Below are 15,278 nucleotides of genomic sequence, written 5' to 3'. Positions count from 1 at the left end.
ATAACCTCCGTATTATTACACGATTCTTTCTGCGCACGATAATTATCATACATAGAAACTCCGTTTTATTGTCTCCCACTGCCCTTTTTCTACTCAATTATTATAAAAAAGCCCACAACTCTCTTTTATTTTCGTATAATGATACTCATAGTATAATAAACATAATAACAAAGGACTGTTCGTATATATAAAATGAGGCGCTAACCAAACCGGCTCACAAGAACTGTCATGCTTTTTAGGAGAGGAGTATATTATGCTACAACGTCTGTTTCCAAAACTGCGATTTGCACTCGTTGCAGTCGTTTTATTATGGATAAAAACATATATTGTGTACAAGCTAGCATTTGATATTAAAATTGATAATTTCTTTGAAGAGTTTATGCTTTTTATTAATCCACTAGCTGCGTTACTTTTATTTTTCGGTTTTGCTTTACTTGCATCTAAACACCGAAACCGCATTATAATTGGAATCAGTTTTATACTGTCCTTTATTTTATTTGGAAATGCAATGTTTTATGGGTTTTATAACGATTTCGTTACGTTCCCAGTTTTATTTCAAACAAATAATATGGCTGATTTAGGGACAAGTATAAAAGAACTCTTTACGTACAAAACATTACTTTTATTTGCAGATGCAATTATTTTAATGTTTCTTTCACGTAAATTCCCAGCATTTTGCGACAAGACGCCACTTTCTCGCTCTGAGAAGCGAACTTTCTTTAGCGGTGTAACAGCTCTATTAGCATTACAAATTGTCGTTTCAGTTATTTATAAGCCACAAATGTTCTCACGCTCATTTGATCGTCAAACTGTCGTGAAAAATTTAGGTTTATACACATATCATCTATTTGATATTACACTTCAATCTAAATCTTCGGCTGAACGTGTATTTGCAAGTGGTGACGGGTTCTCTGAAATTAAAAACTATACAGACTCAAAAGATAAGCAAGTTGATAAAAACTTATTTGGAGCTGCAAAAGGTAAAAATGTAATTTTGATTTCAATGGAATCTACACAAAGTTTTGTTATTAATAAAAAAATAAATGGAAAAGAAATCACTCCATTTTTAAATGAATTTATTAAAGATAGTTTTTATTTCGATAACTTCTATCATCAAACGGGACAAGGTAAAACTTCTGATGCTGAATTTATCGTTGAAAATTCACTTTATCCGCTAGACCGCGGTTCTGTATTCTTTACTCACGCAACAAATGAATATACAGCTACACCAGAACAATTAAAAAAATACGGATATTCTTCTGCTGTCTTCCATTCAAACGATAAAACGTTTTGGAATCGTGATGTAATGTATCCTGCACTTGGATATGATCGTTACTTTAATTTAAATGATTACGTAGGCACAGAACAAATGTCTGTCGGTTGGGGATTAAAAGATAAAGGATTCTTTGAACAATCAATTCCAAAGCTAAAATCTTTACCACAACCGTTCTATACAAAATTTATTACTTTAACAAATCATTTTCCATTTCTTCTAAATCCAGAAGATCAATATGTTGATGAGTTTAATTCGGAAAGTGGTGTTGTAAACCGCTACTTCCCAACCGTTCGTTACACGGATGAAGCTCTTAAACTATTTATTAAACAATTAAAAGAAGAAGGACTGTATGATAATTCCGTTATTGTCATTTATGGAGATCATTACGGTATTTCTGAAAACCATAATGCAGCTATGGCTCAGTTCCTTGGGAAAGACGCTATTACACCGTTTGATTCTATGCAATTACAACGCGTCCCTCTCATTATTCATGTACCTGGTCAAGAAGGAAAAGTCATTTCTAAAGTATCTGGTCAAATTGATATTAAACCGACGCTACTTCATTTACTTGGTATTAAAACAAATCAATCAGTTGAATTTGGAACTGACCTATTTATTAAAGAAGAAGATCCACTTATGGTAATGCGTGATGGTAGCTTCGTTTCGGAAAACTATGTTTATACAAAAAACATGTGCTATAAACGAAATACAGGTGAAGAAGCGGACATTTCATTATGTCAACCAAATATTGAAAAAGCAAAAACTGAATTGAAACTCTCCGACAAACTCATTTATGGAGACTTATTACGTTTCGACCCTAACAATCGTTATAAAACCGGAACAATGACAACGAAATTTGAATAGCGCCAGAAGCAACTTTTATAAAAGTTGCTTCTTTTTTTACTTATTTTTTAAATCATTCCGCTATGAAATCTTTCACAAATTGGGAATTTTTTTCGTATGAGGAAGAAATTTATGGTATGATAAAATAAGTAAAATTTCATAAACTAATTAAGAATTTATTACAGAAAGCAAGGGATCAGATTTTGTATAGAGCAGCTATTCCAAACTTATTTACGCTCGGAAATTTATATAGTGGATTCTTGTCAATCGGCTATGCATCTTTAGGATATTATAAATCAGCTGCTATTTTAGTACTTATCGGGATGATGTTAGATAGTCTTGATGGGCGTGTTGCTCGTTTATTACGTGTTGATTCACAAATGGGAAAAGAGCTTGACTCGCTGGCGGATGTCGTAACATTTGGTGCAGCACCTGCTGTTCTCATGTATTACACATCTTTCTCCAATTACGGAATCATCGGACTATACATAGCGGGACTATTCCCTCTTTTCGGAGCATACCGTTTAGCACGATTTAATGTAACACCATCTTCTACTTCAATGAAATATTTCACTGGGGTACCGATTACAGCAGCGGGAGGGCTTGTTGCTTTCTTAACATTATTTTCACATACCATTCCAAAAATCGTTCTTATTACAGTATTTGTAACGTTCGCATTTTTAATGGTGAGCCGCATTCGTATCCCAAGTTTAAAAGATGTACCAATTCCACGATATAGCATCATTATTACACTATTTCTAGTCGGAATCATTATCACAATGTACCAAACAGGGTTCGGTAATTTTTCTGTTTTCTTATTCATTGCTATTCCACTATATATTTTGTATATGCTATCTCAATTTCTTAGACAAAGACCATCTAAAAGAGCAAATAAAGAAAAATAAGAAACCTTCCGATTCCGGAAGGTTTCTTTTTATTTTGTAACTACTACTTTTTGATTTACAGGTGTTACAGGCTCTTCACCGTTTAATACGGCTAAAATATTTCTTACTGCCATTTCAGCCATCGCATCACGAGTTTCGAATGTTGCATTTCCTACGTGAGGAGCAAGTACTACATTCTTTAATCCTTTTATCTCTTCTGTAATTTTCGGTTCAAATTCAAACACGTCAAGAGCTGCTCCTTCAATTTCATTCGTTTTTAATGCATGAGCAAGTGCCGCTTCATTCATAATTGGTCCACGTGAAGCATTTACAATATACGCTGTTTTCTTCATCATTTTAAACTGTTCATCATCAATCATATGATGCAATTTCGGATTATAAGCACAGTTAATTGTAATAAAGTCTGCTGTTTGTAATAATTCTTCCAATGTTACATATGTTGCTTCCAGTTCACTTTCAGCTTCAGGCTTTCGATTTGGACCTGTATATAAAACATTCATTCCAAACGCTTTCGCACGCTTTGCAACTGCCTTTCCGATTTCTCCAAGGCCAATAATTCCAATTGTTTTACCATGTACTTCACGGCCTAAGAAAAATAATGGCGCCCATCCATTAAATCCAGTTGTACGACATAATGTATCGCCTTCAGGAATTCTACGTGCAGCTGCTAAAAGAAGTGCAAATGTTAATTCTGCTGTCGCTTCAGTTGATACTTTCGGTGTATTCGTTACCGCAATCCCTTTTTCTCCAGCATACGAGTAATCAATATTATCGTAACCAGCACCGTAGTTTGCAACAATCTTCAAATTAGGTGCCGCATCAATAACTTCTTTTGTCACCTTTGTAGAAAGTAGACTTAACAATGCATCTTTATCTTTTACACGATCTGTTAATTCATCTAAAGAAATTAACGCATCTTTATCGTACATTTCTACATCATGATCCTTTAATAGTTCTAATCCGATTGCTGGAATTTTCCCTGCTACTAATATTTTTGCCACTACTAACACCTCTTCTATAAAAAATAAGATATCTCTTATCTTTCATTGTAAGAAATCCACCTATAAAAACCAAGGAATTTGATCATAGTTTTGAAAATCGACATTTTTTACCCATAAGAAAAGAGGAGATTCATCTCTCCCCTTTTCTTACGCTTTCTCTTGCGATTCTTGTCCAAGCTTTACATCAATCGTTCCTTCTGCAACTGTATCGCTAATTTGTTCCTCAATAACTGATTGAGATGTAGCATTCGTTTCAGAAGTATAAGCTTGTTGCTGTGCATCTTGTACATTTTGTTTATTTTGTTGTTTCGCCATTTCTTACCCTCCTTTTTATTCTTTCTTATTTTGAACAAAAAGGGTGGTTTTCATCAAAAAATCGTGATCATTTTGAAATTGTTACTTCTTCTTCCAGTAATCTCATCGTTCTTACTCGTTTCGTAAATGTAGCTACGTGAGAAATATCATGATTACGTAACGTCTTTATATTCTCTGCCACATATTTTCCTAAATCATTCGGATAATGAGCATCTGAGGAGAGAGTAACCGGAACGCCATGCTTAGCTAGTACTTGTAAATATAGCGGACTCGGACACATTTCGCGCACAGGATAGCGATAGTACAATCCCGCATTTATTTCCGTTGCCGTATTTGTTTCTACTAACGCACGCGCAATTTCCTTATAATAAGAAAGTTGTTCATTTTCATCTAACCGATAATTAAATACTTTTATGTTATCAAGATGAGCTATAATATCAAATAAATTAGAGCGAACTGCACACTTAACCGTTTTGAAAAACGTATCATATAAAGCATATAAGTCATGTTCCTTAAAATATTCTTTCGTATCTGGATTATCAAATCCCCATCCATTTAAAAAATGAACAGAACCAATTACATAATCAAAATCTCCTAATGCGAGTAAAGATTGTAATTCTTGTTCACCACCAATAAAATAATCCGCTTCAATTCCAAGTTTTAGCGTCACGCCTCGTTTACTCCATCGTTCTTTCGCCTCTTCAATTGCCTTTGTAAAATCATGCAGTGACGTTACCCTTACTTGGTCTAACCATCCCTTCTGTAAACGACCAAGCCCTGAATCACTTATATCGACATATCTTTCATAGTATTCTTTCGCTTCATAAAAACGGTATAAATGATCGACAATACCAACTTCTTTTATACCTTTTCGCAAAGCTTCTTCTAAATATAAATCAATCCATTTCGTTGTAAATGGCCCTTCTTTCACACGTCTTTGCAGGCGTTCTTGTGTTTTCACAAGCCATTCCATAGAATGTTTTTCTTCTTTAAGTGGTTCATAATGTTGTAACACTTCATTTATTTTAGCTAGCCATCCTATTGAATATGGCCCTTCTTCTAAATGAATGTGATAATCCACCTTCATCTACATTTCCCCCTTATAACGTATCTATTTCACTTCTGTCCCCTACTCGCGAAAGCTTCCCATTTCTTTCTGTCACTTCCTCCATAACATCTTCTAATGATATATTTTTTTCAGCTAATAAAACAAAGCAGTGATACAATACATCAACCATTTCTTTCACTAATTCTTCTTTGTCATTATTTTTAGATGCGATAATTACTTCCGTGCATTCTTCACCAATTTTCTTTAAAATCTTATCTTCTCCTTTTGAAAATAAATAATTTGTATACGATTCAGGAAGTGGATTTCCCTTTCGTTCTTCAATTGTTTCAAATAGTAATTTAAAGGCATTTTCCATATGTATCCCCCTTATATAATTTGGTAGTGAAAACATGTTTTCTCTCCTGTATGACAAGCAGGTCCCACTTGCTTTACGACAATAACAATTGCATCTTGATCACAATCTAAATAAAGAGATTGCACATATTGGACATTTCCTGATGTTTCTCCTTTATTCCATAACGATTGTCTTGAACGAGAATAAAACCATGTTCTTTTCGTTTCTAGCGTTTTTTCATATGCTCCTTCATTCATATAAGCTAGCATTAAAACTTCTTTTGTCCCTTCTTCAATTACAACTGCTGGTAATAATCCTTTTGAAAAGTTAGGTTTCATAACCGCACCTCAACATTTGCATTTCTTAATTTTTTCTTTACGTCCTGCACTGTCGCCTCACCATAATGAAAGATGGATGCCGCAAGTGCTGCATCAACTGTTGTCTTTTGAAAAACTTCTATAATGTGATCAGCATGACCACATCCGCCTGACGCGATGACTGGTACGGAAACGCTTTTTGAAATTTCTTCTGTTAAACGAAGATCATACCCGTTTTTCGTTCCATCTGCATCCATACTCGTTAACAAAATTTCGCCTGCCCCTAGCTCGGCAACGCGTTTTGCCCACCCGATTGCATCCATACCCGTATCAACTCTTCCGCCGTTCACATATACATTCCACTTATCTTCTGCTACTTTTCTAGCATCAATTGCTACGACAATACATTGTGAGCCAAAGTATTCTGCCCCTTCTTCGATTAGCTTTGGATTTCGCACTGCCGCTGAGTTGATTGAAACTTTATCCGCTCCCGCTCTTAGTAAATTGTACATATCTTTAACACTTGAAATCCCCCCGCCAACTGTAAGAGGAATAAATACTTTCGAAGCTGTTTTTTCTACAACATCGATAATTGTTTTTCGTCCTTCATGCGTTGCAGTAATATCTAAAAATACAATTTCATCTGCTCCCGCATCATTATATAAAGCAGCTATTTCAACAGGATCACCGACGTCTTGTAACCCTATAAAATTTACACCCTTTACGACTCGCCCTTCTTTCACATCTAGACATGGAATAATGCGTTTCGCTAACATAACTTTGTTACCTCTAACACTTCTTCTAAATCAATCGTTTTCTCATAAAGAGCCTTACCAATTATGACGCCGTATATATTCATATCATTTAATTTTTTCACATCTTGAATAGATGCCACTCCTCCAGAAGCAATAAGACGAATGCTCACGCTTTTTTGTAGTAACTCCAATTGCTCTAAATTCGGTCCTGCAAGTGTCCCATCTTTCGAAATGTCTGTAAACACAATCGTTTGAACACCTACATTCTCCATTTGCTTTGCTAAATCAATGTAAGAAATTTCAGACACATCAAGCCAGCCTCTCGTTGCTACGAAACCATTTTTCGCATCAATTCCAACAATGATTTTCTCTTTATATAGAAGAACGGCTTCTTCTAAAAATGCCTTATCATAAAGAGCAGCTGTTCCTAAAATCACTTTATCTACACCTACTGACAATAACTTCTCTACCGCTACAAGTGATCGAATTCCTCCTCCAACTTGCACAGGAATACGTACTGCCTTGCAAATTCTTTCAATGACGGGTAAATTTACTGACTCCCCAGCAATTGCACCATCTAAATCAACAATGTGTAGTATTTTCGCTCCAAATTTTTCGAATATAATCGCTTGCGCAACCGGATCTTCATTCATTACTGTTTCTTTACTAAACTCTCCTTGATAAAGTCTAACGCATCGACCCTCTTTTACATCGATAGCTGGGAAGATTTCCATGCTTCTACCACCCCTTTGAAATTTTTTAACATTTGCATCCCAATGTCACCACTTTTTTCAGGATGAAACTGTGCGCCGTATATATTTCCTTTTGCTACAAAACCAGGTACTTTCACCCCATATTCACTTATTCCATATACAATTTCATTTGGACAATCTGCGTAATAAGAGTGGACATAATATACGAAAGAACCGTCCTCTACTCCATTCCAAAGCGCTATTTCCCCCTCTTTCTTTAACTCATTCCATCCCATATGTGGAATTTTATAAGAAACTTTTAACTTTCGAATAACACCTGGCAATAAACTTAATCCGTTACAGTCTTGTAGTTCCTCACTTTTTTTAAATAAAAGCTGCATTCCTAAGCAAATGCCCAGCAGCGGTTTTCCTGAACTCCCAACTTCTTTTAACACACGCACTAAATCTTTTTCTTCCAATACATCCATCGCTTTCGGAAATGTACCTACTCCTGGTAAAATTACTCCATCACTTCTAAAAACCTCTTCTTTATCACTCGTTACGATGTACTCTGCTCCAATATATTTTAATGCTTGTTCTACACTACGAATATTTCCCATTCCATAATCTATAATAGCAATCAATTACAACATCCCTTTCGTTGAATTTACACCAGTAATGTTGGCATTTCTTCCGACTGCTTCTCTAAGAGCTCTACCAAACGCTTTAAATAAAGCTTCAACTTTGTGATGTGTATTGCTTCCGTATAAAATGCGAGCATGTAATGTAATATTGGCAGCATGAGCAACTGCTCTAAAAAACTCTTCTGTTAGTTCTGTATCAAAATCCCCTAGCTTCGGATTCGTTAATTCTCCTTGAAATACAATATATGAGCGCCCGCTAATATCAATTGCGACAAAACCTAAAGATTCATCCATCGGTACATATGCGGAGCCATAACGGTTAATCCCCTCTTTATTTTGCAATGCTTCTTTCAAACAATTTCCGAGTACAATTCCAACATCTTCAACTGTATGATGCGCATCAACGAATACATCGCCTTCCGCCTCCACTTGTAAACCGAATCTTCCATGCCTTGCAAATAAAGTTAGCATATGATCAAAAAATCCAACTCCCGTTTGTACAGAAACGTTCTTGCCTTCATCAAGCTGCAAACTTAATTTTATTTTTGTTTCTGTCGTCTCACGTATTTGACTAAACTCACGCATTATTCTTCCTCCTCAAATCTTATTTGAATTGCTCTCGCATGCGCATGTAACCCTTCTTTATTGGCAAGTTCTACAATATGATGTTGTACATCTCTTAACGCTTCCTCCGTATAAGACAGAAAGCTTGATTTTTTCACGAAATCATCGACTGATAACGGTGAGAAAAACCTTGCCGTTCCACTTGTCGGTAACACATGATTCGGTCCTGCTAAATAATCACCGAGCGGTTCCGGTGCATATGGTCCAAGAAAAATAGATCCTGCATGTTTCACATATGCTAGAGCATTCATCGGTTCTTTTATATGTAACTCTAAATGTTCTGGAGCGATTTCATTCGATAATTGTAGCGCCTCATCTAAAGAAGGAACGATAAAGATAGCTCCATTTCTATTTATCGATTCACGTGCAATTTCGCTTCTTGGTAATGTTTCTAACTGTCTTTCTATCTGTCTTTCTACTTCTTTTGCTAACTCTATATTCGTTGTAATACAAATTGCTGTTGCTCTCTCGTCATGTTCTGCTTGTGATAATAAATCAGCACCGATATATTTTGCATTACCGGTTTCATCAGCAATAACTACAATTTCTGATGGTCCAGCAATCATATCGATATTTACTATTCCGTATACTTCTCGTTTCGCCAGAGCGACGTACAAATTTCCTGGTCCAACTATTTTATCCACTTTTGGAATCGATTCCGTCCCATATGCTAAAGCAGCAATTGCTTGCGCACCACCTATCGTATAAATTTCATCTACTCCTGCAAGGCTTGCAGCAACTAAAATATGTGGATCAATTCCCCCTTGCCTTGGTGGTGTTACCATTACAATCTTTTTTACACCAGCGAGTTTTGCTGGCAATACATTCATTAATACTGATGAAGGATACGAAGCAGTTCCGCCTGGCACATATACCCCTACATTTTCTAACGGCCGAATGATTTGCCCTCTAATGATGCCTTTACTCGCGCAATCGAATATGGATTGCCTTTTTTGCTTTTCGTGATAAGAAATAATGTTTTTCTTCGCCTCTTGTAACGCTTCTAAAAATGAATTTTCTACAAATATACCCGCTTGTTTTATTTCTTCTTCACTTACACGAAACTCTTTCATCTCCACACCATCAAACTTGTTTGTATAAAAAGATAGGGCCTCATCCCTACTCTCTCTTACATTTCGAACGATTTCACTTACACTTTTTTGAACAGTTTCTTCTATTATATTAGCGTTTTCTCGTAGCAATTTTATTTTCGATAACGCCTTTTGAAAATCTTCACAAACTATCTCCATTACAAGTCCCCCTATTTTCCTGACAAAATTTCTTGCTCCATCATATTTACAATACTGAATATTTCGTCTTTTTTAGTTTTTAATGCAGCCTTATTTACAATCATTCGAGCAGATATAGAACACATTTCCTCAAATACAATGAGCCCATTTTCTTGTAATGTTTTTCCTGTTTCCACAATATCAACAATTGCATCTGCCAATCCAAGAATAGGAGCGATTTCTACAGAACCTTCTATTTTAATAATTTCTACATCCTCTCCTTTATCATGAAAATAGTTAGAAGTAATATGTGGATATTTCGTCGCAATACGTTTCTTCCGGTAGCTCTTCGGATTATAAGTAGGAATAGAAGCAACACAAAACTTACACACACCTACTCCTAAATCTAACATTTCATAAATATCTTTCTCGTTTTCCATTAAAATATCTTTTCCAACGACCCCAATATCAGCTACTCCATGTTCTACATAAGTAGCAACATCTACTGCTTTCACTAAAATAAATGAGATATCTGTATTTTTACTTTGAAAGACAAGCTTTCGTCCTTTATTTTTGAGCTCCGAACAATCAATTCCAATCTGCTCAAAGAGCGGAATCACATGTTTTTCTAATCTTCCTTTCGTTAACGCAATTTGAATGTTACGCATGAAGTTTCTCCTTCTTTCTGGACTACCCATTTCTCTTTCCATACATATTCCACTAATGATTCGTTCTTTGCCTCAACGACCGTTACTATTTGATTTTTTCTTGCAAATTGAAAGGTGTCGTTTACATTAGAGAATAAGGATAGCTCTACTTTTTTCCCGTCCTTTTGAAGTAAATTTCGTAATCTTTCCGCTTCTGCTAATCTATTTAACTCATAATGAATAATAATATCTATTCCCTTTCGTTCATATGGTTCTTGTTGCTCTTGCAGCGCCTTCACAATTTGATTGACTTGCACCGCGAGTCCAACAGCCGGCAGCATCTCTCCAAAATTTCCAATTAACTCATCATATCTTCCGCCACTAACAATTTCTTCTCCTATTTCATATATATACCCTTTGAAAATAACTCCCGTATAGTAATCTAAATGTTGGATCATACCTAAATCAATTGATATGTAAGATCCATAGCCTAGTTTTTCAATTGCTTCATATATTTCTTTCACTCTTGCAATCGCCATTTTCATTTCATTACTTGAGGCGAGTTTTTCTGCTTCCTCAATCACTTCTAAGTTCCCAAATAGCCTTGGTAACTTCTCAAGTAATCTTACTGTTTCATCACATCGATCTAATTTCTTTTCTCTAATAAAATTTGATAGAGCCGCATAATTTTTACTTTCAATGTATGTCCTAAGTACTCTCTCTTCTTCCTCATGAATGGAGAGTTTTTTTACAATACATTTATATAATTGCACTTGCCCAATCTCTATTGTAAAAGATTGTACCTTCACCTTTTGAAGTGATTGAATGACGCTTATGACGCATTCAATTTCAGCTCTTACATTATCAATACCTATAATTTCAATACCACTTTGTACAATTTCATTATATTTTCCAGTAAGGGACTCATTCGCCCGAAATACATTCCCGCCATACGTCAGTTTAAGCGGCGTATCCCACCTCTGCGTTCCCATCACTCTCGCTAAAGGAATTGTCATATCTGGACGTAACACGATAATCCGTCCCTTTTCATCAAAAAATTTATACATCTTTTCTTCATCTATCGGTCTATTTTGAAAGGCAAAAACATCATAAAATTCAATTGTAGGTGTCCTTATTTCCTCATAACCTCGCCCTAAAAAAGTACGTCTTAATTTTTGCTCCACTTCTTCAATTAACGTACATTCTTCGAATAAATAGTCTCTCGTTCCATTTGGGTTTGCCCGTTTCCATTTTGTCATCTAAATTCTCACACCTTTCCCTTTCTAATGTATGCCCATTTCATTCACCTAAACCGAAAATAAAAAGAGCCTTGTAGACAAAATACCTACAAGGCTCTTTAGTAGAGTGTAGGTACAACGGGAATAACCCTTGTGCCTACACGTTTTCACGTTAGGTTCAAGGGCTTTATGTATGATGATGTAGTTGTGTAAGCATTTTAATAGATTGCATGATATTCATAATACTTACTCCCTTTCCCCTCTGATTTTTACATAGTATATAATACTTCATTCTGAATGTAAATACTTTTTGAACATTCCGTTATTTCTTAATATAAAGCTACTTTCCTTTCATATTCTACAATTTCTTGTTCATATTTCATCGTAATACTAATTTCGTCTAGACCATTTAATAATTTCTCTTTCCACATTTTCTCGATTGTAAAATAAAATCTGTGCGTACTCGTTTTAATTACCTCATTCTCTAAATCTACTTCTATTTGTTCTCTCGCATCCGTTTTGGCAAGTTGTTCTCGCATTTCTTTATCCATTACAATTGGTAACATACCATTTTTCATACAATTCATATAAAAAATATCTGCAAACCCGCCGGCGATAATAACGCGAAAACCATAATCAGCAAGCGCCCACGGAGCATGTTCTCTTGAAGAACCACAACCAAAATTATCACCTGTAATTAATATACTTGCTCCTTTTCTATTTTGTGCATTAAGCGGAAAATTAGGGTTTTCATGGCGGTTATTATCATAACGCCATTCATCGAATAAATATTTTCCAAATCCCGTCCTTTCAATTCTCTTTAAGTATTGCTTCGGAATAATTTGATCTGTATCAATGTTATTATTCATCAGTACTGCAGCAGTACCTTTATGAATACGAAATGGCTCCATCATAACTCTCCTTTCTAGTATCAACAAAATGACCGTATAACGCAGCTGCTGCCGCCATTGCTGGGCTAACTAAATGTGTTCGTGCCCCTTTTCCTTGTCTTCCTTCAAAATTACGATTTGAAGTCGAAGCACAATGTTCTCCTTCAGGTACTTGATCTGGATTCATTCCAAGACACATTGAACATCCAGGTTCTCTCCATTCAAATCCAGATTCTTCAAATATGTGATGTAGCCCTTTTTGCATCGCAGCTTCTCTTACTCTTTTCGATCCAGGCACAACGAGCGCTCGCACACCTTCTTTTACCTTTCTCCCTTTCACAACAGATGCAGCAATTTCTAAATCAGAAAGCCTGGAATTTGTACAAGATCCAATGAAAACATGCTGAACAGGAATGTCATACGTGCTTTGCCCAGGGCTTAATCCCATATAAGAAAATGCTCTTTCGTCATTTTCATCCTGCTTTTCTGGCAATTTTTCATCAATACGAACACCCATACTCGGGTTTGTTCCCCATGTAACGTACGGTGCTAAATCCGTCACATCTATCGAAATATGCAAATCATAAATTGCATCTGAATCTGTATAAAGTTCAGACCATTTCTTCTCGAATGTTTCAAAGTCTTTCGGTGCATATTTACGTCCTTTTACATAAGCGAATGTTTTTTCATCTGGTGCTATAATACCAGCCTTTGCTCCTCCTTCAATTGCCATATTACAAAGCGTCATTCTCTCTTCTATCTCCATAGCCTCAATCGTATCTCCGTAAAATTCCATTACATATCCAGTTCCAACTGCTACACCGTACTTTGAAAGGAAATGCAAAATAATATCTTTTGCGTAAACACCTTTCTGTAATTTTCCTTTTAACTCAATACCCATCGCTTTCGGCTTTCGTTGCCATAACGTTTGCGTTGCCAATACATGCTCCACTTCACTCGTACCAATGCCAAATGCTAGTGCGCCAAACGCACCATGCGTTGCTGTATGACTATCACCACAAACAATTGTTTTTCCTGGTTGTGTAAGTCCAAGTTCTGGTCCAATAACATGAACAATCCCTTGCTCTTCATCCCCGATATCCGCTAACGGCACCTGAAATTGTTTACAATTTTCCCGGAGTGTATCCAGTTGCTGCTTCGCAATGCGATCGGTAATATCCCAAACATCTTTCGTTGGAATATTATGATCCATCGTTGCGAATGTTAAATCAGATCTGCGAACCGTTCGATTTGTAAGCCGCAAGCCTTCAAAGGCTTGCGGTGACGTTACTTCATGAACAAGATGAAGATCGATATATAATAAATCTAATCCATTTTCGTTTGTCGTAACTACGTGTCTTTCCCAAAGTTTATCTAGCAGCCTTTTTCCCATTATCTCCCTCTCCCTACTAACGCTTGCTCTTCCATCTCTTGTATAACTGCCTTCGTAAATGAAGTTGTCGTCTCATCTCCTCCGATATCTGCTGTACATTTTCCTAATTTAAGAACTGCTGAAATTGCTTCTTCAATTGCACACCCTTCTCTCGTTAATCCGAACGATTGCCCAAGCATCATTGCAACAGAGCGCATCATTGCAATTGGATTCGCCTTATTTTTCCCGGCAATGTCCGGTGCTGACCCGTGAATAGGCTCGTATAATGAAGGCCCCTTTTCCGCGTGACTTGCTGATGGAAGCATTCCTAATGATCCCGCTAATACGGAAGCCTCGTCACTCAAAATATCCCCAAATAAATTTTCCGTTACAATTACATCAAACCGTCCTGGATTCCGAATTAACTCCATCGCAGCTGCATCTACTAAAATATGTTCTAGTTCAACGTCTGGATAACGAAGTGCTACTTCGTCCGTAACAGTTCTCCATAGTTTACTAGATTCTAAAACATTCGCCTTATCAATAGATGTTACTTTCTTCTTCCGCTTACTCGCTAATTGAAAGGCATAAGAAACGATCCGTTCAATTTCATGGCGATGATACGTAAGTGTATCTGTTGCTACTTCGTCCGTTCGTTCTTTCGGATAAGAAAAATAAATTCCGCCTGTTAATTCACGAACGACAACGAAATCAATTTCATCAGCGTTTTTTAATGGCGATAAATGTGCCGTTGCGCTTTCTACCGTTACAGGGCGAACATTTGCAAATACTCCAAGTCCTTTTCTTAGAGCTAATAATCCTTTCTCCGGTCTTTCTTTCGCGCTATCCCACCTTGGTCCACCAACCGCTCCAAGTAAAACCGCATCACTTGCTAAACAAGCGGCAAGCGTTCGTTGCGGTAATGGTTGCCCATTTAAATCGATAGCACTCCCGCCAAAATACTCATCTTGCAAATGAAAATGATGCCCATATAACCTCTCTACCATATGCAATACTTCCTTCGCACTTTCCATAACTTCCGGGCCAACACCATCACCAGCTAAACAAACGATACGTTTTTCCAATTTCAACACTCCTTTTAACTGAATTTTCAGAACTTTATTTTG

Annotated in this window: 17 protein-coding genes; 2 read left to right on the top strand and 15 right to left on the bottom strand. The window is 36.4% G+C overall.

Annotated features, from left to right (window positions below; translation table 11 throughout):
* Positions 1–253 precede the first annotated feature (253 nt).
* Both QCI41_RS25755 and pssA read left to right on the top strand, forming a co-directional pair.
* The gene (locus QCI41_RS25755; RefSeq protein ID WP_137012661.1) at positions 254–2,140 is read left to right on the top strand and encodes an LTA synthase family protein; all 1,887 of its coding nucleotides are present in this window, start codon (positions 254–256) and stop codon (positions 2,138–2,140) included.
* Positions 2,141–2,322: 182 nt separating this feature from the next.
* Positions 2,323–3,024 (top strand): CDP-diacylglycerol--serine O-phosphatidyltransferase, encoded by a 702-nt coding sequence (gene pssA, locus QCI41_RS25750; protein ID WP_000285422.1) that lies wholly within the window; start codon positions 2,323–2,325, stop codon positions 3,022–3,024.
* A 29-nt stretch (positions 3,025–3,053) separates the two neighbouring features.
* Here pssA and QCI41_RS25745 read toward each other — a convergent pair whose 3' ends face one another.
* The 15 genes from QCI41_RS25745 to leuB all read right to left on the bottom strand — a co-directional run bounded on the left by QCI41_RS25745 (position 3,054) and on the right by leuB (position 15,236).
* Entirely contained in the window at positions 3,054–4,025 is a 972-nt protein-coding gene (locus QCI41_RS25745; RefSeq protein ID WP_353836328.1) for an NAD(P)-dependent oxidoreductase, read from the bottom strand.
* 147 nt (positions 4,026–4,172) lie between these two features.
* On the bottom strand, positions 4,173–4,340 hold the full coding sequence (locus QCI41_RS25740; RefSeq protein ID WP_060489524.1) for a DUF4025 domain-containing protein: 168 nt from the start codon (positions 4,338–4,340) through the stop codon (positions 4,173–4,175).
* Positions 4,341–4,407: 67 nt separating this feature from the next.
* Positions 4,408–5,427: a histidinol phosphate phosphatase domain-containing protein gene (locus QCI41_RS25735; protein WP_353836329.1), complete on the bottom strand. Its 1,020-nt coding sequence runs from the start codon at positions 5,425–5,427 to the stop codon at positions 4,408–4,410.
* Positions 5,428–5,440: 13 nt separating this feature from the next.
* The gene (gene hisI / locus QCI41_RS25730) at positions 5,441–5,764 is read right to left on the bottom strand and encodes a phosphoribosyl-ATP pyrophosphatase (RefSeq protein ID WP_000426349.1); all 324 of its coding nucleotides are present in this window, start codon (positions 5,762–5,764) and stop codon (positions 5,441–5,443) included.
* Positions 5,765–5,775: 11 nt separating this feature from the next.
* Positions 5,776–6,081 (bottom strand): phosphoribosyl-AMP cyclohydrolase, encoded by a 306-nt coding sequence (gene hisI, locus QCI41_RS25725; RefSeq protein ID WP_000803981.1) that lies wholly within the window; start codon positions 6,079–6,081, stop codon positions 5,776–5,778.
* Positions 6,078–6,836: an imidazoleglycerol phosphate synthase cyclase subunit gene (gene hisF / locus QCI41_RS25720; RefSeq protein WP_060489522.1), complete on the bottom strand. Its 759-nt coding sequence runs from the start codon at positions 6,834–6,836 to the stop codon at positions 6,078–6,080. Before hisF ends, hisI (QCI41_RS25725) begins: the two co-directional genes overlap by 4 nt.
* Entirely contained in the window at positions 6,830–7,549 is a 720-nt protein-coding gene (gene hisA, locus QCI41_RS25715) for a 1-(5-phosphoribosyl)-5-[(5-phosphoribosylamino)methylideneamino]imidazole-4-carboxamide isomerase (protein WP_060489521.1), read from the bottom strand. Before hisA ends, hisF begins: the two co-directional genes overlap by 7 nt.
* Positions 7,522–8,151: an imidazole glycerol phosphate synthase subunit HisH gene (gene hisH / locus QCI41_RS25710; RefSeq protein WP_137035294.1), complete on the bottom strand. Its 630-nt coding sequence runs from the start codon at positions 8,149–8,151 to the stop codon at positions 7,522–7,524. The genes hisA and hisH overlap by 28 nt, the downstream gene beginning before the upstream one ends.
* Entirely contained in the window at positions 8,152–8,736 is a 585-nt protein-coding gene (hisB, locus tag QCI41_RS25705) for an imidazoleglycerol-phosphate dehydratase HisB (RefSeq protein WP_353836330.1), read from the bottom strand.
* Positions 8,736–10,025, bottom strand: coding sequence for a histidinol dehydrogenase (gene hisD, locus QCI41_RS25700; protein WP_353836331.1), 1,290 nt, complete (start codon positions 10,023–10,025; stop codon positions 8,736–8,738). Before hisD ends, hisB begins: the two co-directional genes overlap by 1 nt.
* 11 nt (positions 10,026–10,036) lie before the next feature.
* Positions 10,037–10,672: an ATP phosphoribosyltransferase gene (gene hisG / locus QCI41_RS25695; protein WP_001244476.1), complete on the bottom strand. Its 636-nt coding sequence runs from the start codon at positions 10,670–10,672 to the stop codon at positions 10,037–10,039.
* Complete coding sequence (gene hisZ, locus QCI41_RS25690; protein WP_088062633.1) at positions 10,648–11,910, bottom strand: ATP phosphoribosyltransferase regulatory subunit; 1,263 nt, start codon at positions 11,908–11,910, stop codon at positions 10,648–10,650. The genes hisG and hisZ overlap by 25 nt, the downstream gene beginning before the upstream one ends.
* Positions 11,911–12,218: 308 nt before the next feature.
* The gene (leuD, locus tag QCI41_RS25685; RefSeq protein ID WP_088083046.1) at positions 12,219–12,800 is read right to left on the bottom strand and encodes a 3-isopropylmalate dehydratase small subunit; all 582 of its coding nucleotides are present in this window, start codon (positions 12,798–12,800) and stop codon (positions 12,219–12,221) included.
* Positions 12,778–14,172: a 3-isopropylmalate dehydratase large subunit gene (gene leuC, locus QCI41_RS25680; RefSeq protein ID WP_353836332.1), complete on the bottom strand. Its 1,395-nt coding sequence runs from the start codon at positions 14,170–14,172 to the stop codon at positions 12,778–12,780. Before leuC ends, leuD begins: the two co-directional genes overlap by 23 nt.
* Positions 14,172–15,236, bottom strand: a complete 1,065-nt coding sequence (gene leuB, locus QCI41_RS25675) for a 3-isopropylmalate dehydrogenase (RefSeq protein ID WP_000415372.1) — start codon at positions 15,234–15,236, stop codon at positions 14,172–14,174. The genes leuC and leuB overlap by 1 nt, the downstream gene beginning before the upstream one ends.
* Between the last annotated feature and the right edge of the window lie 42 nt (positions 15,237–15,278).

It is taken from the genome of Bacillus cereus group sp. MG4 (assembly GCF_040460055.1).
GTDB lineage: Bacteria > Bacillota > Bacilli > Bacillales > Bacillaceae_G > Bacillus_A > Bacillus_A wiedmannii.
This window is presented reverse-complemented; position numbering and strand designations above follow the sequence as displayed.

Coding starts and splice junctions, on each gene's coding strand:
- hisZ (WP_088062633.1), bottom strand. CDS start 11,910: ATGACAAAATGGAAACGGGCAAACCCAAATGGAACGAGAGACTATTTA.
- QCI41_RS25755 (WP_137012661.1), top strand. CDS start 254: ATGCTACAACGTCTGTTTCCAAAACTGCGATTTGCACTCGTTGCAGTC.
- leuC (WP_353836332.1), bottom strand. CDS start 14,172: ATGGGAAAAAGGCTGCTAGATAAACTTTGGGAAAGACACGTAGTTACG.
- leuD (WP_088083046.1), bottom strand. CDS start 12,800: ATGGAGCCATTTCGTATTCATAAAGGTACTGCTGCAGTACTGATGAAT.
- hisF (WP_060489522.1), bottom strand. CDS start 6,836: ATGTTAGCGAAACGCATTATTCCATGTCTAGATGTGAAAGAAGGGCGA.
- hisD (WP_353836331.1), bottom strand. CDS start 10,025: ATGGAGATAGTTTGTGAAGATTTTCAAAAGGCGTTATCGAAAATAAAA.
- QCI41_RS25740 (WP_060489524.1), bottom strand. CDS start 4,340: ATGGCGAAACAACAAAATAAACAAAATGTACAAGATGCACAGCAACAA.
- hisG (WP_001244476.1), bottom strand. CDS start 10,672: ATGCGTAACATTCAAATTGCGTTAACGAAAGGAAGATTAGAAAAACAT.
- hisI (WP_000803981.1), bottom strand. CDS start 6,081: ATGAAACCTAACTTTTCAAAAGGATTATTACCAGCAGTTGTAATTGAA.
- hisI (WP_000426349.1), bottom strand. CDS start 5,764: ATGGAAAATGCCTTTAAATTACTATTTGAAACAATTGAAGAACGAAAG.
- QCI41_RS25735 (WP_353836329.1), bottom strand. CDS start 5,427: ATGAAGGTGGATTATCACATTCATTTAGAAGAAGGGCCATATTCAATA.
- hisB (WP_353836330.1), bottom strand. CDS start 8,736: ATGCGTGAGTTTAGTCAAATACGTGAGACGACAGAAACAAAAATAAAA.
- hisA (WP_060489521.1), bottom strand. CDS start 7,549: ATGGAAATCTTCCCAGCTATCGATGTAAAAGAGGGTCGATGCGTTAGA.